The organism is Sulfurovum sp. (genome assembly GCF_049668085.1).
Lineage (GTDB): Bacteria > Campylobacterota > Campylobacteria > Campylobacterales > Sulfurovaceae > Sulfurovum.
The window spans coordinates 1-21,966 of record NZ_JBATIY010000151.1; the positions used below are offsets into that span (position 1 = coordinate 1).

Below are 21,966 nucleotides of genomic sequence, written 5' to 3' on the forward strand. Positions count from 1 at the left end.
TGTATAATCACTATGGAAGGGTCACTGCTAATGATATCAGGGGTAAGTCCCAAGGCATCAAAGTGAGATTTGACAATATGACCTTCTTCGTATCCTGCAAACGTCGTAGCACCCGTATTATAGGAATATCCTCTATGTTCAAATGTAGAACTGCATCCACCTAGATACGGTTCTTTTTCAAACAAAACAGTCTCATACCCTTTGGCATCAAGATAGGCAGCTATGCTGCTACCACCGATACCTGACCCCACTACTGCATATTCGATCATCAAGAATCTTTCATACTTTCATAGAGGTCAGTAATACATTTTACAAAGGCTGGATGGTCATTGGGTGCTTTTGCCACGCGATACTCCTCAAACCCGATCTCTTCAGCGACCTCTCTATACTCTACATCCAGTTCAAATTCTGTTTCAGAATTATCAATAGTAAACGCTATTGGATAAATAATCACCTTTTTTTTCTTCAAACTTTTGAGTTTATCTTCAAGATAGGGACGTATCCACTCCAATGGTCCAAGACGCGACTGATAGGCAATGTGTGTCTTATGAAAATTCAAACCTGCTTCCAGCAATGCTTTTCTTGCATGATAAACATTGTATTTGATATGACGCTGGTAGTCGTCTCCTTTATCTATGATCTTTTGCGGCAATCCATGTGCAGAAAACACCAATTCAAAATCCTCAGGATTGTCCGTACCGATAGTTTCCTTTATACGTTCTACAGTTGCAGTAATATAGTCTGGATGACGATAGTAATTCTCGAGTGTTTTAACTTTAGCTTTGATACCATGTTTTTTAATACTTTCTTCCAAATCCTCCATACTTGAGAGTGTTGTAGTAGTTGAGTAATGAGGATAAAGAGGAATCGCATAGATCTCATCAACATCATTTAGACTTTTAATAGCGTCTTTTGAATAAGGAGGTGTATAACGCATTACCATGTGTACAGAAGCATCTATGCCTGTTTCAATTTTTGAAATGAGTTTTTTTGTATAGTCTACCAGTGGTGACTTTCCCCCTAAAGCAGCATAATTACTTTTGGCTTCCTCTTTTCTATTCCAAGTAATCAGTTTTGCTATCAGCATGCGTATAGGTTTTGGTGCAGAAATAATGTGTTTGTCATTAAACATATTATTTAAAAAAACCTCAACTTCATCTATATTGTTAGGACCACCCATATTCAAAAGTACTACAGCGCGTTTCATAATATTCTCCTTTTTTATTTCTAAGTTATGATAGTGCTAAATGAAGTATATTCATAGATAATATTTGTCAGTTGATTATTATTTTCTAAAGATCAAGCTATTATATGGGTCTTGGAATATTGATATTTGCTAAATCACCAGGATAACCTCTAGAGAGTGCAAGATTTTTTGCCTCTTTGTTTAAAGCATTTTCATCGATATACGTTAAATAGCCTATATTTCTACTTTCATTACATGCATCATTTATGTAGCCGAGTTTAATCAGTTTACGTACAATAGCATCTACCATTTCCAGTGAAGAGGATACTTTAACAATCTCACATCTTGCATATCGCTCTTTAGGAAAAGAAACTTCGGCCACACGAAGTGTAGGATCATCACCTGGAATCTGCTGTGCACCAAAAAGGGGGAATGCCCCTACCGTTGCATTAGCAAAATCTGGGATAAACTGTGTAACATGTTTGATAGCATTATCTGTTCTTTGATTTACATCTTCTTTCTTCCAGCCATCATCTAGCTTTTGAATGAAATGATTTTTCAATCTAGGTTGAGCACTTGTATTTGTCGTTGATACTAATCCATCTTCATAGAGGGTGATATCATTCGTCATACCATGTAATTGGAAGTAACCACCTGGATAAGGTGTAAACTGAGCCATACCCTGAGGTGTTCCACGTTCACCATGAAATATGATCTCAGGAAATATTATGTCACTTTTCTGTTCCCATTGTGAAATATACGAAGCTTTAAACTCAACTATCTTCTGCGACTTTACCCCCAACATATCATCTATACTTCCTGTTCTAAAACCAGATGCATTAATAAGATAATCAAATTCCTCTTTAAGGATTTCATTATTTTTAGTATAGGTAAGTTTCCATTGTTCATTGTCTTCTTCTATATGTTTAACAGTGGTCTTATTGTAAAAGCTGATACTTTCCATTTGCTCTAATGCTAGCTGTGCACCTGCCCCAAACCTAAAAAGATTCATCCCATACTCTTGTACCAGAACAAGAGGAAATTGTACATTTTCAAGGTCTATATGTTTAATGGCCGTTAACATCCACTCATCGTTATTAGAAGGCTTATTAACTACATTTTTTTGAAGTAAAGATTTTATATCTTCTTTATTGTAAAGTTTGTAATACTCCTCACTTTTTCCAAGTACAGCATTTTTTTCATCTTTTTTTATAAGGTCTTGATATTCTTTTTGAAGTAGTTTCAGTCTAGGAAGTAAAGCGTAAGGCGTACTCTTGTCATTTTTAGGTAAGACAATTACTGTAGGTCTATAATCAACAATAAATGGATAAAACTTAACAAAATCAATAGATTGTCTAAGCAGTGTGACACACTGTTCATCAGATATTTCTCTATAGAGGTTTCCTCCAGCATGTAAATGGCAATAAGGCGGTCCAGATGATATACTGTCTTTTTTTTCAAAAAGCGTAATATCTAAACCGAGCTGCCCTAAGTATAATGCTGCTGTTGTACCTGCAACACCTCCACCAACGATGGCTATTTTAGTTTTTGACATAATAAAACCTTCTATTTAAGTAATATATTTATTCATAAAATATAAAAAAGTGATAGTTTTTAATAGTAGTTATATGTCAATTCATAAAAAAGCATCAATAGAAAATTTATATTATTTCTTCGAGTGCCTTCTGTATGTGTTCAAATTTAAATGTATATCCTGCATCCAGTATCTTACGAGGATACACTTCTTTAGAGCCTGTAAGTACAGAAGCTGCTTCACCATACATGATACCTAGAACAAACTCTGGTATGGGTAAAATAGTAGGACGTTTCAGAACTCTACCTAGTGCCTTTGTAAAAGTGTAGTTGGTCACTGGATTTGGAGCAGTAGCATTAAAAATGCCGGTTAAGTGATTATCTATAATGTACTGATAGATACCCAGAAGATCACTCATGTGTATCCAACTTGTCATCATCTTTCCATTGCCGATGATACCTCCAGCACCCAGTTTAAATGGGGTAAGCATCTGTGCTAGTGCACCCCCCTCTTTTCCAAGTATCACACCAAAACGTAATATAGTCGTTGGCTTCTTACATAAAAGTGCTTCTTCTTCCCACTTATGAGCAAGTTCACCCAAAAAATCATCAGCGATCTCTGTACACCCTTCATCACATTTTTTATCATCAGGATAGATACCGATAGCTGATGTAGAAATAAAATGCGTAACATTACTTTGGTTCACTGCGAGCACAAGACGTTCAGTACTCTCTATCCGGCTTTCCATAAGTAGTTTTTTATACGGATCGCTCCAACGTTTGATGATAGGAGCACCAGCAAGATTTATGACAACATCAACTCCTTTTAGTTTTTCTATGATCGTAGTTGTATCATCTTTTCTATCGATAATGATACACTCTTTAAAATGGCTTTGTATAGATGTCCCAACAAAACCGCTGGCTCCTGTCAGTGCTATTTTCATCACTTACCTTTTTTCTTACTATAGTATTCTGTAATGGACTCTTTGTGTAGTCAACATGATTAATTCACTTTAGATCTATTTTAGTAATCGTTCTATCTTATCTTTCAGTTCACTAGGTTTCGTCGATGAACCAAAACGCTCCACTACATTACCCTCTCTGTCAACAAGGAATTTAGTAAAGTTCCATTTGATCGCTTCTGTGCCCAAGATACCAGTTTGTTCTGATTTAAGATAACGGTAAAGCGGATGTGTCTCTTCACCGTTAACATTGATCTTGGAAAACATAGGAAATGTCACCCCGAAATTTACACGGCAAAAGTTCTGTATCTCTGTCTCTGAACCTGGCTCCTGGGAACCAAACTGGTTACAGGGGAATCCAAGTACCACTAATCCCTTATTCTTATATTGCGTATAAAGTGTTTCAAGTCCATCATACTGAGATGTATATCCACATTTACTTGCTACATTAACGATAAGCAGCACTTTTCCTTTATACTCTGCCAGTGTTGTCTCTTCACCTTGAATGGTCTTTACCTTAAAATCATAAATCTTGTCCATAGTTGTATCCTTTGCATTAATATTGGTTGTTAGCAGTAATAAGAGCGTTCCCACCATGACGCCACAATAATGTCTAAAATGTGTTTCTAGTGTAGTATGTATTTTCATGTTCTTCCTTTAATCTTCTTTATCTGGGTTGATAGAATAGAGCCTTAGAAAATGTTCAAAATTATCTAGAAAGAGTGCCGTAAGCATAGGGTCAAAATGTTTGCCTTTTTGCTCTTCAAAATAGTGTATCGTTTCCTCCTGACTCCATGATCTTTTATAGACGCGTTGACTTATCAAGGCATCGAACACATCTGCAATGGCTACAATGCGTGCACTAAGGGGGATATCTTCCCCTTTTAGTCTATGGGGATAACCGGTTCCATCATACTTTTCATGATGCCCACCCGCGATCTCACTTGCAAGTTGAATCAGTGGTTTATCAGACTTATCTAAAATTGATTGCCCGATGAGTGTATGATTTTTCATAACATTATACTCTTCATCAGTAAGTGGGGTAGGTTTGTTTAATATAGAATCAGGGATACCCACTTTACCTATGTCATGCAGAGGTGCAGCATCTTCAAGAAGCTTTGCAATATGCTCATCAAGACCATTCAGTTGTGCAAGTAGCTTAGAGTAGAGTCCTACACGTCTGACATGTGCACCTGTCTCCTTCGAACGGTACTCTCCTAAAGTACCCAGTCTCTCAACGATTTCACCCTGAGTCTCTTCAAGGGATATATTTAATGTACGTATCTCTTTTGTTGCTATACTGATCTTCTCTTCTAAGTTATCTTGGTAGCTGTGTATTTGATCTTCAAGATGTGTTTTTATTTTAGCATAATAATAGGACATCAGAGCTATGAATATCCCTGCCCAGAGTAGAGAAAAGAGAGCAAAGGTTTCATACTTTATCACTTCAGGGAAGAGAAATCCTACTGCAAGCATCAATACCAAAAGTACTAGAAAGAGTTTCAACCAAAAAAGAAGTCTTTCCAGTGAGGCAAGCATCATGCCGACAATAGGGATAATAAGTACCCAGAAAACATCAAAACTTTCATGTTCTCCGATCAAAAAGAAGGTGAAAAAGAGTGCTGTAAGTATGAGCATGATCTTTTCAACTGCTTGGTCATAATCATGTGTCTTATAATAGCACCAAAGATGTACGATCGTTGCTAATGTTGTAAAGAAGTAAAGAATTGAAAAAGAGATACGCTCATGATAAAGGTTGGCCATAAGAGATAATGGCTGAAAGAGAAGCATAAGATAGGTGATCACAAGCATTACTTTCTCTTTGGCTAATGTCTCATCTTTTAGTACCATGCCACCCTCCTTTCATTCTCAAATCTAGAGAATATCTTTCAATTAACCATTAATTCTTGATGATCGTAATCACAAGCTCTCCAACTTCAAAACCGAATTTTTTCATCTTAGAGTGGTTCAGTATTACACCATCTTCTTGAAGGTGCAACCAGTCACGTACATCAATATCTATGGTTGAATCCTTATAGGGTACACGCATGGTATAGTCTATCATGACCGTATTTCCTTTAGCAACCATCTGGGCATCACCTACTATATCCCCTGCTGTACCGATAAAGGTATTTTCTCCAGTTGGTGTAAGTGTCCAGACACGTGTCTGTTTTTCTCCATCATCATAGACGAATTGCTCATCAAGTGTTCCTACACCATTTTTGTCCCAGCTTCCAACTAGTTTTCCTTTGAATCTTCGAATGATCTTTCCATCTCTGTCTTTGACCATACCGTAAGCCGTCATAGGTCCATTAAAATATTTTTGAGGGATGAATTCGGGTGAAGTGTTTGCAAAATCATCTATCTGCATGCCACCACAGCCTGTTAAAAATCCACACAATCCAAGTGTTAAAATTGATTTGAGTTTCATGCTACCAATCCTTTGTTCAATTGAATGTTCTGGTCACGGGTAAAGGCTACTTGAACGAGGTTAATATTACGGGTAATAAATGCCGCTTCACAGTAACTTAGATACATTTTCCACATGCGGATGAAGTATTCATCAAATCCTAAATTTTTAACCTCATCAAGTTTTTGAAGGAACGCCTCATGCCATAGACGAAGTGTTTTTGCATAATCTTCGGTAAATTCTTCCATATGCAGAAGATTCAAACGTGTATGTGTTGATGTGGTTTCCAGTATCTTCCCAACACTTGGTAAGTGACCACCAGGGAAAATATACTTTTGAATAAAATCTGTACCTTTACTGTATGCAGGATAGCGCTGGTCAGGCATGGTAATGATCTGCATTACCATCACGCCCGAAGGCTTAAGCAGTGATTCACACTTTTTAAAGAAAATGTCAAAATACTCTTTTCCTACGGCTTCAAACATTTCTACTGCGATGATAGCATCAAAAGTACCCTCAAGGTCTCTGTAGTCTTTAAGTAATATCTCTATTTGTTTTTCCACTTCTTCTTCTTTAAAACGCTGCTCGCACAGTGCTTTTTGCTCTTTACTAAGTGTCACAGTGGTGACCTCACACTGTTTCTCTTTGGCAAGATGTATGGCCATAGCTCCCCAACCTGAACCTATCTCAAGTACTTTCGCTCCAGGTTTAAGGCGCAGTTTGTCTGCAAGCAACTTGATCTTTCTTTGTTGTGCCGAATAAAGAGACTCTTCTGGGTGTTCAAATACTGCACTAGAATACATCATCGTATCGTCAAGCATCAGTTCAAAAAAGTTATTAGAGAGATCATAGTGTTCTGAAATATTCTTTTGTGACTGTGTTTTGGAATTTTTACGCATCCAGTGTTTTAATTTATTGAGTTGCGGCATGAGATTTATGAAACGATTATAAGCTCTGTCTTCACTCTTAGTTGCAAGCGTCTTTGAATTGATCAATCCAATCGTAATAAGTGCAGTTAAGTCAGATGTTTCAAAATCTCCATCCATATAACTCTCAGCAAAACCTATATCACCATAAAGTGACATACGTTTAAAAACCTGACTGTTGTGTATATGCACGTCTGCTTTAGGTAATTGACCATTGCCGTAGGTCTTTTGCATTCCATCGCTATAGGTGACATTTAGTGTCCCTTTTTCAATAGCACTTAAATATTTATCTCCGAGTTTATTCCAAAATACTCTCATTTTAATACCTCCTAATTTGATCTGATGGCGATGGAGAATAAAAAGTGAGCCCCTTACGCCAAAGTTTAAATGTCTGCCACAATGTCCTTGTAACAACCCAAAATGTTAAAAAAGAGTGTCGTGCAAAAAGTTTTGCAACCGTTCTACTCTCAAAAGGTCTTGCTTTTCCGCTAAAAGATGCAGTTAACTTTTTTTCTCCTGCTTCATATAGGTTAACCTTTAGAGACATCTTTTCCTCCTCATAACGTAAGAGAAAACGATAATCTCCACTGGTTTCAAGGAAAGGAGAGACATACATCTCCTTCATCACTTCACCTTCATAGTTTTTACTCTCTTTTTTCTCTAGTTTGACAGGATAAACAACCCTGCCACCATTGTAATTATGCACTTCTGCAAAAAGATGTGTGGGTTCATTCTCCTTAAAAAGTATTAGAACACTAATAGGGTTAAAGACAAAGTTTGCAATCCTTGGCAGGGTTACAAAATGCATATTCTCACTTGAAGTAAGACCAAACTCTTGAAGCAAAGTTTCTACGTTTTCCATAAAATCTTCACTTTGTCCAAAGTGGTCTTTGCTTCTAAAAGAAAAAAGGTTTACACCTTCAAGTGAAAACAGTCTGTTCTTGAGCCTATGTAGTAGTGATAGATCTATATCTAGCAGATAGAAGGGGTAAGTAAACTCATGTACCGTTGGAGTATAACGTTTATGATAGACCGTGCCTTCAAAAAAACTGTGGCTCACAGCGCACATCCAAATTCTTGGGCTATAGTATTACCGCTCCAGAGGCCATCTTCATGAAATCCATAACGCCAATAAGCACCTGCGTAGTATGTATGGTTCTGACCATTTATCTCTTCACGTCTAGACTGCATCATAATTGCCCTTCTGTCAAACTGTGGATGCTCATATGATATCTTCTCTATTATATCATTTAATTGAGATGTTTCATTCAACGATACAAAATACTCTTTTTTACTGTCTAGATTTTGCAACCTGTTTATCCAATACGAGAGTGTTACAGCATTTTCTTTTCCACCGGTTTTGTAATTCCATGCGGCATATATTTTCTTATCTGGGTATAGTGCTTTGCTGTCATTGTGTAGAAGTGCATCATTTTGCTTGTATGGAAATGCAGAAAGTATCTCTTCTTCTTGAAGTGTAGCATCTTGAATCATCTCCAAAGCTTGAGGCGCATGCATTGCCAGAACGACCTTGTCATATGTACTTTCACTTCCATCATTGTGGATCAGTGTTACACCATCTGTATGGCGTCTTACTGAAACGACACCACTGTTTAAAATGATCTTACCTGATATGTGTGCTTTGATCTTTTCAACATAATTCTTTGAACCTCCGCTTACTGTCAACCATTGATGTTGCGTTCTGACACCAAGAAGCCCATGATTTTTAAAGAATTGTACAAATGTTCTTGCTGGAAAATCATGCATTTTATCACTAGGAGTTGACCAGATGGCTGCTCCCATTGGCATGATATAACGTTCTTTAAAAACATTAGAATAAGTCTTGAGGTATTCTCCAAGACTAACATCCAGTGCAGAACTATTTTCATCTATATCTCTATTGGCTGTTTTATTGAAGCGCATGATATCGAGTATCATTCTGTAGTGAGATAAAGAAAATAGGTTTTTTCTTTGAAAAAAAAGACCACCAAGGGACTGGCCATTGTAGGCTGTATTGGATGATTCATCCCAAAAACCGAAACTCATGTTACTGTTTTCTATCTTGACATCGAGTTTTGAGAAGAGTTTGGTCAGAAGAGGATAAGTCTCATGGTTAAACACAAGAAATCCTGTATCAACCCCAAAACTTTTACCCTCTTCTTCAACCATAGTAGTACGTGCATGTCCACCTAAGCGATCTTCTTTTTCATACAGATCAACTTCATGTTTTTGACTTAAAAGATAAGCAGAACCTAAACCGCTTATGCCTGCTCCTAGTACTGCGATTTTCATTTGTAACGTCCTTTTTCATCCTGAGGTGTATAGATCAATCTTTTTAGATCCATATTTTTTTCTAATTTTGCGAGGATCTTGTCAAATTTTCTTTTGGGAAGTTTCGGGTCTCTGCTCATGATCCAGAGCTGTTTCATCTCTTTATCGGCGACCACTGCTGCTGAATAATCATTTTCCAGGTGAATCACACGATACTCACGTGTAAAAATATAATAATAGGTCATATCTATCTTTGACATTGAGTTTCCGGTTGTAGGTTCTGCAGTACCGCTATATTCTATAAGTTCTCCACCTATCACATTTCTGAAACATCGGTTGAATACTTTATATGTGCTGTCTTCTTGTAATGCATATTCAACAGAGGATGCAACACATTCTGTTTGATAACTGTTATATGTTCTTGCTATTTCATACCACAGTCCACTAAATTTTTTTATATCTACATGAGGAACGGGAGTAAGAGGAGTATTTGAGAATAAAAGTGTTGATAGTAAAATAAATATATAGTATCTCATTGTTTGTTCCTTTAAAGTGTTGGACTGTAAATGTAGTTTATGCTTTTTTTGAATCCTTTTGTATTGTTTTTTTGTCAGTTGATTAAAATCATCTCTTAGTAGCAAGAATATAGTCGGCTCAGATGGAGACTAGAACATGAGAGATTACTGATAAATGTGCCAGATCTCTCTAATAAGGTTAAAATGAGGCTACACAAGCATGTTAGCTTGTTTGTATGTAGCTGCTTAATATAAACACCTGAAGAAAAGTTTCCCCACTGTTTATTTTTCTTCTTTTGAAGTAGAACTTCCGATAATCGTTTTGTAAAAATATGCCAACCCGACGAACATAGCAGTAGTCCCTATCAAGAGGAAAAATGCATTTTGCATATCTTTATAATCATCCAGGGCAATTTTAAAGACAACCATCAAAGTTTCAATCAACAATGCAATTATGATGGAAACTAAAAATTTACCTAAAACCTTATATTGTCTATCCTCATGATGGCTAAAGGAGTGAAAAATGACTTCATGCTCTATGATCTGTTTGGCCAGGTCAAAAATTGCTATCCCCAACGTTGCGGCAATGATAGCTTGAAAAATATCATGTAAAAAGTCTTTATCTCCACCAAAAAATGTCATTATAAATATATATGCGCCATACAAAAGAAGTGCAATTGATATAGCAACCAATAGACCTGACCCAAGGATATAGACTCCTTTTTTTAACTTATCATGTGCACTGTTAAACTCAATTAGACGCAGTTCTTCAAGCACTGATATAAGATCACAGTCAAATACATAGTAAATATCATCAATCTTTTTTACGACTGTGATACTTGCTTTTCCAGTACGGTAATGAATATACGGATTGGAAATATAAAAGTCATCTTCATCAAGTACAAGTTGCGTAAAGTAGTGAGTTTTGTCACTTCCTACATTAGTTGTCTCTTTTTCTTTACGACAGACCGAGGGACTAATTTGACGATACTCCTTATCCACACTATAAATCAACTGAATAAATTTATATTTTTTGAGTAATACTCCTGAATGTTCAATATAATCTGTAGGTGCATTCTTTAGTGATGTAGTAATATAATTGTCAACCGTTAACTTATGCTTCTTATAAAGATTAATAACTACTTTCATTGTTTGTTCCTGACTTCTTAGAAATATTATATTCTTAATTTACCATATCACTTTACTCTTAATGTATATTATATTAATCTTAAATAGAGTAATGAATTGACATATTAAGCGTTCTAAAAATACAATGATATGTCATACTTAAGAGTATAAAATATGAAAGGTATAGCATGTCAAGAATCATACTGTTACTTATTCTACTTAAAGGAACACTCATGGCAATAGAAGAACCGAAGTATACGATCATTGAAAAAAATGATACGTATGAGATTAGGAAATACGCTCCGTATGTCGTAGCGCAAACAGAAGTCACAGGGACATTTGAGGAAATGGGCGGACAAGCATTTAGAATTCTTGTCAAATACATTTCTGGCGAAAACCAGCAACGCAGTAAGATCAAAATGACTGCTCCGGTGATACAGGAGCCTGTCGAGGATAATGGTGTCAAGATACAAATGACAGCCCCAGTGATACAAGAGATAGACCAAAACAATCCGCAAAGTGCCATTTTCAGTTTTGTCATGCCACAAAAATTCACTCTAGATACACTTCCCCTACCCTTGGATAAACGTATAAACCTTCGCGAGATACCGGCAAAAACTGTAGCCGTACGGAAATACTCCGGAAGCTGGGGAGAAGAAAAGTATAAGGAAAATGAAACGATGCTTCTTCAAGCACTTGATGATGCTGACATTAAGATCATAGGTAAACCAAACTTTGCTCGGTATAACTCTCCATTTGCATTATGGTTCATGCGTAGAAATGAGATCATGGTTGAAATTCAAAGATAAATATGTTGTGGTCTGCACAAATATATTTTATCTATCTACAACCATCTTCGGGTCATTTTTTTATAGTTTTCATACTCGTGCTTGAAACTGTTTTCAAGCACTCTCTCTTCAGGTCTGACAATGACTATATCAAGTACTATCCATAACATTCCCGCAGCAACAAGAATCCAAATGCTGTCAAACACAAAAGCCAAACCCGATTCTGAGAGTATTAACGCCAGATAAACAGGGTTTCTACTGAGAGAAAAAACACTGTTTTTTATGAGCACTTTGGGTTTCATAAATGGTGCATGAGGTGTAACAGACTTTTTAAATTCCCTATAGGCAAATATATTGAGTAGGAGACTTATTATAAGAAGAATTACTCCTGTTGATCTTACGACTGTTCCATTCATATAGTAAGTTAAATGCCAAGGGTGTATCCAGGAGAGAACCAATCCTGAAACAAAAGTAATAAGAAACAAAGCTGAAGGTGTTAGTTTAAACTGTTTCACGATAACCTCTCATGATCCAAAATGCCATCATTTTAAATAGAACCGGTGCTCCTCCATAGAGTAATGCTAGTGTATTGAGTGCCAATGGTGTGGGTGCTTCCGGTTCAAACCCCACTACACCCAATATGACAAATCCCAACCCCACAGCAAAAGCGAGTGCAAACTTGGTTAACATTGCCCAGATACCAAACAGTATACCCGAATAAGAGGTTTTTTGATTGTCTATTTTCTGTACCACGTCTGCCTGAATAGAAGATGGCAGTGCCATATCTGCACCTAAAGAAAGTCCTGAAACAAAAGTAATTAGTGCAAACCATAAAAAATCGCCACTGCCAAGAAATGGCACAAAAATAAAGGCAGCCGAAGCAAGTAACATAGAAGTTTGCCAGCTTTTGCGTTTGCCTATTTTTTTGGATAACATCGTCCAAAAAGGTAGTCCCACTATACCTGAGGCGAAATAGAGTAAGAGAAGTGGACCTGTTTTTGATTCTTCTTCCAAGACAAGCTGTACAAAAAACAAAAAGAGTGTTGCAGGAAGAGCATTTGCCAGAGAGTTCAGTGTAAAAGCTGATTGTAGCCGGCTAAGTGAAGGTATTTTCTCCCATAGTATTCTAATATCTCTAAATGAAATATGCTTGCTGGGTTTTACACTGCTCTCTTTGATACCTATAAGGGTAAAAGGCAGCATGAAAAACAAAGCTACCAGAAATGCAGTATATAAGATATCCAGACTTTTATCTGCAGACTCTGCAACACTATAAAGGTAAGGTATAAGAAGTGCTGCCAATACACCGATGATAGTAAAAAGTTCTCTTGCTGCGCTTAGACGTGTCTTTTCATGATAGTTAGAAGTCATCTCAGCACTCCATGCAAGGTAAGGTATGGATACAATGCTCCACCCCAAATAAATAAGCATTGAAAAGATCAAAAGCCAAATTTCAACATGATCTTCAGGTGGATGGATAAGCGCATAGAAACTGATGGCCAATAAGATTGAACCCAAGAGCATAAAGGGCTTTCTTTTACCGTATTTAGTCCCAAAACGATCACTATAGAGTCCCACAAGTGGATCAGTAACAACATCTGTGAGCCTGGAGAAAAAAAGTATCAACCCAACAAGCGTTACACTAAGTCCGACATTCTGTGCATAAAATGTAGGTAAATAGATGTAAAGGGGAAGTCCCAGCATAGCAAGTGGGATTGCTGTGGCAGCATAGGAAAACAGTATACTTTTCTTAAGTCTATTTTGGTTCATTTCCATCCTTCGCTCCCTCTGCAGTATTGTTTGACATTCATTCTCAATAGATTAATCATAAATGCATAAAACAGTGCAAAGTTTTTACAATTTCCTGCACTGTTTTTTTACTTTATCCCGTAATGAAGTAATAAACTTATAGACCTTGCCATCTTTTGACAAACAATTACCATCTTTGCATGATTCTCCAGATGCTTTTTTCTCGATGCTGGTATTCCACACAGGATAATTTGTTTTTTCATTCATTCCTACAATAGTATCAGTGGACGAGAGTTCATCTGTAGAACCGTATACTGATACCGTAAACAGAGCAGTTGAAAGTATTAATTTTTTTATCATTTTAAACTCCTTATTTTGCATATTATTATAATTTACTACAAATTCATACTGATATTTTGTCTGTTCATATGCTTAAGACCTCTAAATAACCTAAGGTGTTCATATCATTTCTAGCTTTACTTAGAGCAAAAACTTACAGGGCTCTAGCCATAGGTAATGCAAAAGCTATTTTAAACCTTTTTTACATTTTGAAACCCACAAAAAGTGCTTTTTGAGTGCTTCATCATCAAGCAGTTTTTCTAAAGTGTTAAAACATACTGCTAATGTTCTTTCATCGTAAAAGTCATGTATTCCGTCGTGACACTGTCTGCAGATGAAGATCACTTCATTTAACATACTCTCATCATGTACCTTCTTCTTATGCCTTTTTTTAGGAATAAGATGGTGCTTCGTTAATGCTGTATGACGATGACATGTTAGACATATTCCAGTTGTTTTAGAATTTTGCATGATAGGGACTAAGAAACAGCGATCTTTCTCTTGATAAAGCGAAGCAGTGAGCCTATAAGCGGCATCTTCTCATACATATGTTCTGCTGCATCCCAGTAGTCTGTATGTGAGATGACCTTGCCTTGCTCATTCACCACCAAGCGGCTCACCCCTTCAAAACCGCTTTCATTCTTTTGACCTTTGAAAGTAAAGTGGAAATCCCACTTCACATAGATAATATTTTCTTTCTCCATATACTCAGTGATAACAAATCTAGGGTGATCAAGGTTTTGAAACATATGAACAAAGATCTCATATACAGAGGCAATGCCTTCTACCGTATTGAAAGGGTCTTTAAATGACACCTTTTCATCATAGATGGAGCTAAAACCATCCATAGAAATTCCAGGATACAAGTTCTCAAAAAAATGGGTTATTTTATCTTCTGTCATCACTGCATCACTTTGGTAACATTTTTTTGGTCAAGGCTAAAGAAATTCGGTACGGCATCAAACGTAATGCCTGTAAAAAGGTGGAGAGTTTAAAAGGAAAATGTATCTCAAAACGATTAGAATTCTTTGTCCTCTTCATGATATTCTCTGCTGCTTCTTCCGGTGTCATCAGTTCTGGCATATCAAAGCTATTTTTTTGTGTGAGTCTTGTTTTAACAAAACCATGATTGATCACCTGTAATTGAATACCTTTGACACTGAGTTCAGGTTGAAGAGACTCAGCCAAATTCAACAGTGCCGCTTTAGGTGCACTGTATCCTCCTCCAAGGGGAAGACCAAAATAGCTTGAAAGGCTGGCATTCCAGATCCACCGACCTTCTCCTTCTTTTTCAAAATAAGGCAATAGTTCACTCATCACTCGCACTGCTCCCATGTAGTTGATCTGCATCATTGCTTCAAAATGTTCAACGTTCCACTCTTCTGTAGACATGACTTCATAGACTGCGGCATTATAGAACCATACATCAATACCTTCAAAACGTTTCCATGCTTGAGGTACAGCTTTTTTAACAGATTCTATAGAGGTCACATCGATATCTACGATCTGAAGCTGTTTTTCATAGATTTGCTTTAGTGCCAAAAGTTCTTTTGTACTGCTCGATTTTCTGGCACTGGTAATAACATACATACCCTCTAGTAACCACTTTTTAACAAGTTCGAGTCCAATCCCACTGCTTCCACCAACTATCCATATACGTTTTTTCATTTGCGACTCCTTTTCCAGCCTTTCAGATCTCAATCATTTGCTATATTAAATGACATTTTTCAATGTAAGCAACAAAGACTTTGCATCTGCATAGTTAACATCATAAAGTGCTTCACCATGTCCTACATGAAAAGACTCATAGAACACGTTTGCGACCTCTTGGTTATCATAAAAGCCAATGCCCCAACCACTACAATTACGATCATGTAAAAGTTCTTCACCGATCAATTTAATATCTGTATGTCTAGGATCATGCGAGATACGTGCAAACAACTTGTCAATGGTTGCTATGGGCCCCTGAATGATCTGTATAAAATGTCTGTCATCATAGACCAGCATTCCAGATATATAACTGTTATGGTTATATTTCCAGGAGTGTGTAAGAATATTTAAGATCTCTGTATAATCAACATTTTCTTCTGCCTTACTTACATATATCAACGATTTAAAAAAATAACTTTCAATTTCTTCTTTCATAGGTAGCCCTTTCAATACTTTTTAGTATTCACCTTTATGTAAGTTTATGATTTATCTATCTATCTTTGTAGTCTTATATTGTCGATTGATACATAACGAGGATGACAATTCTCTAGGTTCTTTTTTAAAATTGATTAAAAATCATTCATTTATGTTATCAATCTGTTGTTATTCTACGCTATACTAACCTATGATTAGAATAATAATTTTAAGTATTTGTTTGATGGCTACTGTGTTGTTTGCTAATGAGCAAAAGGAACATAAGCATCTCTCATACAATGTATCAGTTTCATTGTTAAATAGCATACACAATGATGCCATTGTCCTTGGCAGTGGGCAAAAGCTGTTATATGTGTTCATTGATCCTCTTTGTAAACACTCACGTAAATTCATCACTATGGTTAATAAAAACACTAAGATGCTTTCTAAATATAAGTATCACCTCTTTTTATATAGTATTCCGCGTTTGAAATCAACAGATGTTGTATCTGCAGTATATATGTCATCAAATCCTATAGAAACACTTTTGGAGATCATGGTAGAAGAGAAGGTATATACTGAAAAAGGCAATAAAACGACAAAAGCAAAGGTTAATCGAATTACTACAGTTGCCCAAGAGATAGATGTTTATAAGCGCCCTTATATCTATATCATGAAATGACAGGGAAAAAGGATCTTTAAATGAAGTATCATTACACACCCGATATGAACCGATATGTAGATGTCGTACTCAAGTATCGTCTGCAAATTATATCGTTCTATGTGTTGTTTGTTGTTCTTATGGGCATGCTCTATACACCAAGATTTCTCTCTTCAGATGCACTTTTTTGGCTTAAAGATTCAAAACAGTTAGAACAAACACAGGCAAAACAGTTTGAAACACATCATCTTTCAAAGTTGGTAGTACGCATTGAAAGTTTTGATGAAAATATGCACCAGTCACTTAAAGCACTGCATGAAGAACTCGTAAACCTTGAGGATGTACAGAAAGTATATTCGTTGTTCAGTAACGATTTTGTTGAGACAAAAAAAAGCAGTGATGAATCTGAGATGCTGACGGTCATCAATGCAGGTGATCTAGATACGTTCAGGCTTAATAAACTACTTAAAGAGTTACATAATGATTATGGTATTGTGGTTAAAGATGATTTTAAAACATTCTATTATTTTATCAGCGGAGAAAAGTTTGTAGATATTAGTAAACTCAGTATACCGGGTACCTATACCTATGATGTGAATGATGGGGAGATTAACTGGTATTTTTTAAGCAGTTACATTATGATAGTTTTACTTATTGCAGTTTTGATATTTCGATTGTTATTTCGAAGTCATGTAGCATTCTTTAGTGCTACATTACTTATATCTTTTAGCACAGTTTTAACTTTTACATTTATAGTCATGATCACTGGTATCAAGACAATTCATTTTAGTATGCTTTTTATTGCCATTAGTATCTCACTGGTGGAATTTTTGTATTTTTACTACCGCTGGCATGTCTCACAGTATAAACATAATCAACACCATGCCCTTGTAAAATTGTTAACCAGAAATATGGTACCGGCTATGTGGACATCCATTCTTACTATACTTGGTCTTGGTAGTTTGGTTTTTATAGATTCTGATATTATCAAGCTGCTTAGTCTCAGTGTAATCTTATCTTCATTAATAAGTTATCTTTTAAACCTCACTTTTTTACCATCTTTTTTAAGTTATTTTGAAATTGAACACGCGCATGTACCCTATGCAAAGTTAGTATATATACTAACGTTTAAAGAACTCCGTTATAACAAAAAATTTCTTTTTGGGTTTTTGGGATCAATGTATTTATTGCTGGCAATAGGAGCCTATTTGATCTATGGTGAAAGTAATAGATTTTTTAAACTTAATGTCAAAAATGAACAAATAGAACTTAAACTTCCATATACAAAAATAGACCTCCCTTTGGTACACTCTATAAAAAAATTTACGGAAGCTATAGAGGAACGCTTCGAAGATGAAATAGATGAAGTCATCTCTTTATCGAGTATTATAAATAGTCTTAATGAATCAAATACCCAAACGGGGGAATTAGATGAAGAAGCCTTACAACAAGCACTATTTTATATGGATCTTTATAATTTAAGTGAAAAGTATTTTGATGAAAATGCTGTTAATATTGTCATTAACATTTCGGATATCAATAAAGTCGAACTAATCGAGTGGTTGTTGCAGTATAAGGGGATTGAACTCTATTTTGTAGATGAGGCTACACTCATTGGAAGTGCAAAATATAACCAAACTATTTTACTCGCGAGTTCATTGTTGACAGCATTGATACTTATTGGGATGATTACAGGGTGGATCTTCCGATCAAAAGCGATGGTGTTTGTCGGATTTACGGTCAATACCATTCCTATTATATTGTTCGGGATGATTGTAACTCTTTTAGCTATTCCTCTTAGTCTTGAGATGCTTATTGCCACAACTATCTCAATTGGTCTTGCATCTGATGCCACTATACACTTTGCATTTAAATATTTTAGATTTCGTTATTTTGGTCGAACGCGTAAGCATGCACTTGAAAAAATGTATTTTTATTCGGGTATCCCCGTAATAATAGGCTCCATTATACTCATAACAGTTTTTTTAATGTTGTATTTTTCACAAGTACACTTTTTAGAACTCATCGGAATCTATAGTGCAAGTTTAATTTCATTGTCATTGTTAACAGACCTGTTTATTTTACCCGTAATGCTATTGCTTATAGACAAATTTCAAGAGAAGCTTGAAAAGCCATCATCTCCACAGACTTAGAATTTCGGATGTTACATCTTAGGTTACAGATCTAAGATGAACAGACAAAAGTCATATACTAAATAGCGAAATATACGCCATAATACGAGTATGAAACATACACTAATATTTGAAACACCCATACCATGCTCTGTCAAAGCCCTTTTTGACTTTCATGCCGACACCAATAATCTTGCTCTCATTACACCCAAGGATACCAGTGTCGAGATACTTAAACTTGAAACACCGTTAAAGCAGGGAAATGAAGCTGTGTTACGTATCAAAAAAGGATGGCTTTCTTTTGTGTGGGAGTTGACGTTTGAAAAAGTGGAGTATCCGTATATCATCATTGATGTCGCTACCCGCTCACCGTTTAAACTTTTTAGGCATGAACATCACTTTATTGAAGTAAATGCCACACACAGCATCTTGCGTGACGTTGTGACCTTTTCTCTACCTTTTGAGCCCCTAAGTAGCCTTGCTGTATGGTTTGTGAAAAGAGATATGCAAAAAATGTTTGACTACAGACATAAAAAGACCAAAGAGGCTATAGCTTCAATAGCTCCATAGCCTGTATCATATCTTTGTCTCCACGTCCTGAAAGACTGATGATGATGGTTTTACCTTTGATGGTTTCCTTGGGCATCTTTTTGAGGTAGGCTATGGCATGAGCACTTTCAAAAGCAGGTACGATACCTTCTGCTCTACTCAGCCATACAAAGGCATCCAGTGCTTCATCATCTGTGACGTAGTCATACACTACTTTGCCTTGCTCCATGAGGTAAGAGTGTTCAGGGCCTATACCTGGGTAGTCAAGTCCTGCAGAGAGAGAGTATGCCTCTTCTACCTGTCCATCGTCTGTTTGTAGCAGATAACTCAGCTGGCCATGAAGTACACCCGGTCTTCCTAGAGCCAAAGACGCACCATGCTCTCCACTTTGCAATCCTTTTCCCCCTGCTTCTATACCGATGCACTCGGTCTGTTCTTCCTCTATAAAGTGTGCAAACATACCTAAAGCGTTTGATCCCCCACCAATACATGCAAGCACATAATCAGGTAGCGTATGTGCTTGTTCCCAGAGTTGTGCTTTGGCTTCATAACTGATGATCGCCTGAAAATCACGTACCATCAGAGGGTAAGGGTGAGGCCCTGCAGCCGTTCCTATCACATAGAAGGTATCTCTGGCATGCGTCACCCAGTGTCGTATCGCATCATTCATGGCATCTTTGAGTGTTCGGCTGCCAGACTCTACAGCGTGAACTTTGGCACCTAGCAGTTTCATGCGAAAGACGTTGAGTTGTTGACGTTCTACATCTTTAGCACCCATAAAAACCTCGCACTCCAGTCCCATGAGTGCCGCGATAGTTGCTGTAGCAACTCCATGCTGCCCTGCTCCCGTCTCAGCAATGATCTTTGTTTTTCCCATACGTTTGGCCAAAAGACCTTGGGCAATGGTATTGTTCACCTTGTGTGCGCCTGTATGATTGAGGTCTTCACGTTTAAGATACACTTCTGCACCTATCTCATCACTTATATTCTGGGCTTTATACAGAGGTGATGGACGACCTACATAATCTTTGTAGAGTGCATTGACCTCATTCCAAAATGTTGTGTCAAAACGGTATTTCTTATAGACTTCATCTAATTCTATGAGTACGGGCATGAGTGTTTCAGGTACGTATCTACCACCAAATTTTCCAAAGTGACCTCTCTCGTCTGGGTCAAAACTAAATTCTTTTGGTATATATGCTTTCATAGCTATCTCCTTTGATATGCCTAGTATAATAACTTTAGTAGTATATTCGTAGTCTTTTTATGACGTTTAAAGCGAATAGATCAATTTCTAAACATCGTTTAATTTTACTTCAAGAGAAGTATTATTGAGACGGAGAGAAATGTGTGACCGCTACTCAGTCTTGTTATTTGTATCTTCTTCGTCATCATCATAGATACTAAAGGCTGGTGGAAACCCCATTAGTCGTAGTTTTTGATCGAGTACCTTTGCATCATAGCCACCTCTTTTAACAGATGATAATATCTTCACTTGTTGTTCTCTACTTAATCCTGCCATCTCAAGCTCAAATTCAATTTCTTCTAATGTCATACTTTATTCCTTCTAATATATTTTATTTTATTATGTCTCCCGACAAAATCTCACTAAACATAGTATACATTTAGTTTCTCTTATGTGGATTCACCACTACCTCATCATCGTAAATAGTAAAAACTGGTGCATATCCCATACCTATCAACTTTCTATCAAGTAATTTTGCATCAAATCCACTTCTTTTCACAGAAGAGAGCAACATTTTTTGTTCCTCCATTCTCAATCCTGCTAATTCCAACTCAAACGCAATTTCTTCTAATGTCACACTAGACTCCTTTTTTTGATATAAATGTTTTTCCCACTGTTGCATATTTTCCACGTCCAGAAAATAACATAGGCTCTTGACTCTCTTTTTCATTCACATGTATTTTAACAACATCCGCTATAAAAATAGTATGGTCTCCATTTTTGTAGGTATCGCACACTTCACACTCGTAGATGAAGTCTGAGGCACTAAGTAAGACATTTTTAAATCTGTCTTCACTTTCTACGTGAAGGTTACTTTGTGCTAGTTTATCATCCATGTCTCCATGTAATTTTCCCATCAGGTTCACTGTTTCAAAGTGCTCAAAAGGAAGGAAGTTGAGTGTGAAGCTTTTGTGTTCTTGTATCAGCTGATGTGTATAGTTCTCTTCACGAACGGCTACTGCATAGCGAAAAGGCGACTTCGAGATAGGCATGTGCCATGAAGCAGGCATAAGATTGTTTTGGCAGGCTAGCAAAGCAGTGACTCTTGGTTGTGCATGTGTTGCTTGTTCTAAAGTATCATAGGTTTTAAACATGGGTTCCTCATTTTTTCTAATATTTTATACTGATATAAAAGTATTTCGTATATGGTTTATGTCTATTCGTGCTAAATATCTACTTTGCCATTGTTGTTTCAACAAAAAACGCTAAAACCCAAATCAAATATATAAATTTTTAAGGTTTTCATCTTTTTTCTTCTTCCCACGGTGTTCGTAAGAATGTATCCTAAATATTTGTGATATATGTTGAAGTTTATCTAACATATGTGGGAGTATCCGATGATGAAATCTTGTTCCAAAATGACAAATTTTATGTGAATGGCAGAAATATCAGGCATAAAAAAGTATATCCCACAAGATAGTGTGAACATAGAAGAGTATGCAGAACT

27 protein-coding genes are annotated in these 21,966 nt (G+C 36.5%); 4 read left to right on the forward strand and 23 right to left on the reverse strand.

All coding sequences use genetic code 11. The features are described from left to right. The 12 genes from WBM70_RS09210 to WBM70_RS09265 all read right to left on the reverse strand — a co-directional run. On the reverse strand, positions 1 to 269 hold a 269-nt coding region (locus WBM70_RS09210; protein ID WP_424558216.1), incomplete at its 3' end, for an NAD(P)-binding protein. Further along, complete coding sequence (hemH, locus tag WBM70_RS09215; protein WP_424558217.1) at positions 269 to 1,207, reverse strand: ferrochelatase; 939 nt, start codon at positions 1,205 to 1,207, stop codon at positions 269 to 271. The genes hemH and WBM70_RS09210, both read right to left, overlap by 1 nt. 100 nt (positions 1,208 to 1,307) lie before the next feature. Next, entirely contained in the window at positions 1,308 to 2,741 is a 1,434-nt protein-coding gene (locus WBM70_RS09220) for an FAD-dependent oxidoreductase (protein WP_424558218.1), read from the reverse strand. A 106-nt stretch (positions 2,742 to 2,847) separates the two neighbouring features. Further along, positions 2,848 to 3,663 (reverse strand): TIGR01777 family oxidoreductase, encoded by an 816-nt coding sequence (locus WBM70_RS09225; RefSeq protein WP_424558219.1) that lies wholly within the window; start codon positions 3,661 to 3,663, stop codon positions 2,848 to 2,850. Between the two features lie 75 nt (positions 3,664 to 3,738). Further along, a complete protein-coding gene (locus WBM70_RS09230) occupies positions 3,739 to 4,221 on the reverse strand; it encodes a glutathione peroxidase (protein WP_424558272.1) in 483 nt (160 codons plus the stop codon). A 117-nt stretch (positions 4,222 to 4,338) separates the two neighbouring features. Then, complete coding sequence (locus tag WBM70_RS09235) at positions 4,339 to 5,532, reverse strand: HD-GYP domain-containing protein (RefSeq protein ID WP_424558220.1); 1,194 nt, start codon at positions 5,530 to 5,532, stop codon at positions 4,339 to 4,341. A gap of 49 nt (positions 5,533 to 5,581) precedes the next feature. After that, positions 5,582 to 6,112 (reverse strand): DUF3833 domain-containing protein, encoded by a 531-nt coding sequence (locus WBM70_RS09240; protein ID WP_424558221.1) that lies wholly within the window; start codon positions 6,110 to 6,112, stop codon positions 5,582 to 5,584. Continuing rightward, a complete protein-coding gene (locus WBM70_RS09245; RefSeq protein ID WP_424558222.1) occupies positions 6,109 to 7,335 on the reverse strand; it encodes a class I SAM-dependent methyltransferase in 1,227 nt (408 codons plus the stop codon). Before WBM70_RS09245 ends, WBM70_RS09240 begins: the two co-directional genes overlap by 4 nt. 1 nt (position 7,336) lies before the next feature. Next, the gene (locus WBM70_RS09250; RefSeq protein WP_424558223.1) at positions 7,337 to 8,077 is read right to left on the reverse strand and encodes a DUF1365 domain-containing protein; all 741 of its coding nucleotides are present in this window, start codon (positions 8,075 to 8,077) and stop codon (positions 7,337 to 7,339) included. Then, a complete protein-coding gene (locus WBM70_RS09255) occupies positions 8,074 to 9,309 on the reverse strand; it encodes an NAD(P)/FAD-dependent oxidoreductase (protein WP_424558224.1) in 1,236 nt (411 codons plus the stop codon). Before WBM70_RS09255 ends, WBM70_RS09250 begins: the two co-directional genes overlap by 4 nt. Then, positions 9,306 to 9,824: a lipocalin family protein gene (locus WBM70_RS09260; RefSeq protein WP_424558225.1), complete on the reverse strand. Its 519-nt coding sequence runs from the start codon at positions 9,822 to 9,824 to the stop codon at positions 9,306 to 9,308. Before WBM70_RS09260 ends, WBM70_RS09255 begins: the two co-directional genes overlap by 4 nt. 261 nt (positions 9,825 to 10,085) lie before the next feature. Beyond that, entirely contained in the window at positions 10,086 to 10,952 is an 867-nt protein-coding gene (locus WBM70_RS09265; protein ID WP_424558226.1) for a hypothetical protein, read from the reverse strand. A 167-nt stretch (positions 10,953 to 11,119) separates the two neighbouring features. Here WBM70_RS09265 and WBM70_RS09270 point away from each other — a divergent pair, with 167 nt between their 5' ends. Further along, positions 11,120 to 11,740: an SOUL family heme-binding protein gene (locus tag WBM70_RS09270; protein WP_424558227.1), complete on the forward strand. Its 621-nt coding sequence runs from the start codon at positions 11,120 to 11,122 to the stop codon at positions 11,738 to 11,740. Positions 11,741 to 11,775: 35 nt separating this feature from the next. Here the strand turns inward: WBM70_RS09270 and WBM70_RS09275 are convergent, their stop codons facing one another. The 7 genes from WBM70_RS09275 to WBM70_RS09305 all read right to left on the reverse strand — a co-directional run bounded on the left by WBM70_RS09275 (position 11,776) and on the right by WBM70_RS09305 (position 15,952). Continuing rightward, entirely contained in the window at positions 11,776 to 12,234 is a 459-nt protein-coding gene (locus WBM70_RS09275) for a methyltransferase family protein (protein WP_424558228.1), read from the reverse strand. Then, positions 12,221 to 13,495, reverse strand: coding sequence for an MFS transporter (locus WBM70_RS09280; protein ID WP_424558229.1), 1,275 nt, complete (start codon positions 13,493 to 13,495; stop codon positions 12,221 to 12,223). Before WBM70_RS09280 ends, WBM70_RS09275 begins: the two co-directional genes overlap by 14 nt. Before the next feature lie 78 nt (positions 13,496 to 13,573). Continuing rightward, positions 13,574 to 13,828, reverse strand: a complete 255-nt coding sequence (locus WBM70_RS09285; protein WP_424558230.1) for a hypothetical protein — start codon at positions 13,826 to 13,828, stop codon at positions 13,574 to 13,576. Between the two features lie 165 nt (positions 13,829 to 13,993). Beyond that, positions 13,994 to 14,278: an HNH endonuclease gene (locus WBM70_RS09290; protein WP_424558231.1), complete on the reverse strand. Its 285-nt coding sequence runs from the start codon at positions 14,276 to 14,278 to the stop codon at positions 13,994 to 13,996. 8 nt (positions 14,279 to 14,286) lie between these two features. Further along, positions 14,287 to 14,709, reverse strand: a complete 423-nt coding sequence (locus WBM70_RS09295) for a nuclear transport factor 2 family protein (RefSeq protein ID WP_424558273.1) — start codon at positions 14,707 to 14,709, stop codon at positions 14,287 to 14,289. A 7-nt stretch (positions 14,710 to 14,716) separates the two neighbouring features. Then, positions 14,717 to 15,475 carry an SDR family NAD(P)-dependent oxidoreductase gene (locus WBM70_RS09300; RefSeq protein ID WP_424558232.1) on the reverse strand — a complete coding sequence of 253 codons (759 nt, stop codon included), beginning with the start codon at positions 15,473 to 15,475 and terminating at the stop codon, positions 14,717 to 14,719. 45 nt (positions 15,476 to 15,520) lie between these two features. Further along, positions 15,521 to 15,952: a BLUF domain-containing protein gene (locus tag WBM70_RS09305; protein ID WP_424558233.1), complete on the reverse strand. Its 432-nt coding sequence runs from the start codon at positions 15,950 to 15,952 to the stop codon at positions 15,521 to 15,523. Positions 15,953 to 16,142: 190 nt separating this feature from the next. Between WBM70_RS09305 and WBM70_RS09310 the strand changes: the two genes are divergently transcribed. The 3 genes from WBM70_RS09310 (at position 16,143) to WBM70_RS09320 (ending at position 19,294) form a co-directional block, all read left to right on the forward strand. Beyond that, positions 16,143 to 16,613: a hypothetical protein gene (locus WBM70_RS09310; protein ID WP_424558234.1), complete on the forward strand. Its 471-nt coding sequence runs from the start codon at positions 16,143 to 16,145 to the stop codon at positions 16,611 to 16,613. A gap of 20 nt (positions 16,614 to 16,633) precedes the next feature. Continuing rightward, positions 16,634 to 18,745, forward strand: a complete 2,112-nt coding sequence (locus WBM70_RS09315) for a hypothetical protein (protein WP_424558235.1) — start codon at positions 16,634 to 16,636, stop codon at positions 18,743 to 18,745. Positions 18,746 to 18,835: 90 nt separating this feature from the next. After that, a complete protein-coding gene (locus WBM70_RS09320; protein ID WP_424558236.1) occupies positions 18,836 to 19,294 on the forward strand; it encodes an SRPBCC family protein in 459 nt (152 codons plus the stop codon). Here WBM70_RS09320 and trpB read toward each other — a convergent pair. From trpB to WBM70_RS09340, 4 genes are all read right to left on the reverse strand, one after another. Beyond that, positions 19,272 to 20,480 carry a tryptophan synthase subunit beta gene (trpB, locus tag WBM70_RS09325; RefSeq protein ID WP_424558237.1) on the reverse strand — a complete coding sequence of 403 codons (1,209 nt, stop codon included), beginning with the start codon at positions 20,478 to 20,480 and terminating at the stop codon, positions 19,272 to 19,274. The genes WBM70_RS09320 and trpB overlap by 23 nt on opposite strands. Before the next feature lie 150 nt (positions 20,481 to 20,630). After that, entirely contained in the window at positions 20,631 to 20,828 is a 198-nt protein-coding gene (locus WBM70_RS09330; protein ID WP_424558238.1) for a hypothetical protein, read from the reverse strand. 70 nt (positions 20,829 to 20,898) lie between these two features. Then, positions 20,899 to 21,096 (reverse strand): hypothetical protein, encoded by a 198-nt coding sequence (locus WBM70_RS09335; protein WP_424558239.1) that lies wholly within the window; start codon positions 21,094 to 21,096, stop codon positions 20,899 to 20,901. Between the two features lies 1 nt (position 21,097). Beyond that, positions 21,098 to 21,613, reverse strand: coding sequence for a flavin reductase family protein (locus tag WBM70_RS09340; RefSeq protein ID WP_424558240.1), 516 nt, complete (start codon positions 21,611 to 21,613; stop codon positions 21,098 to 21,100). Between the last annotated feature and the right edge of the window lie 353 nt (positions 21,614 to 21,966).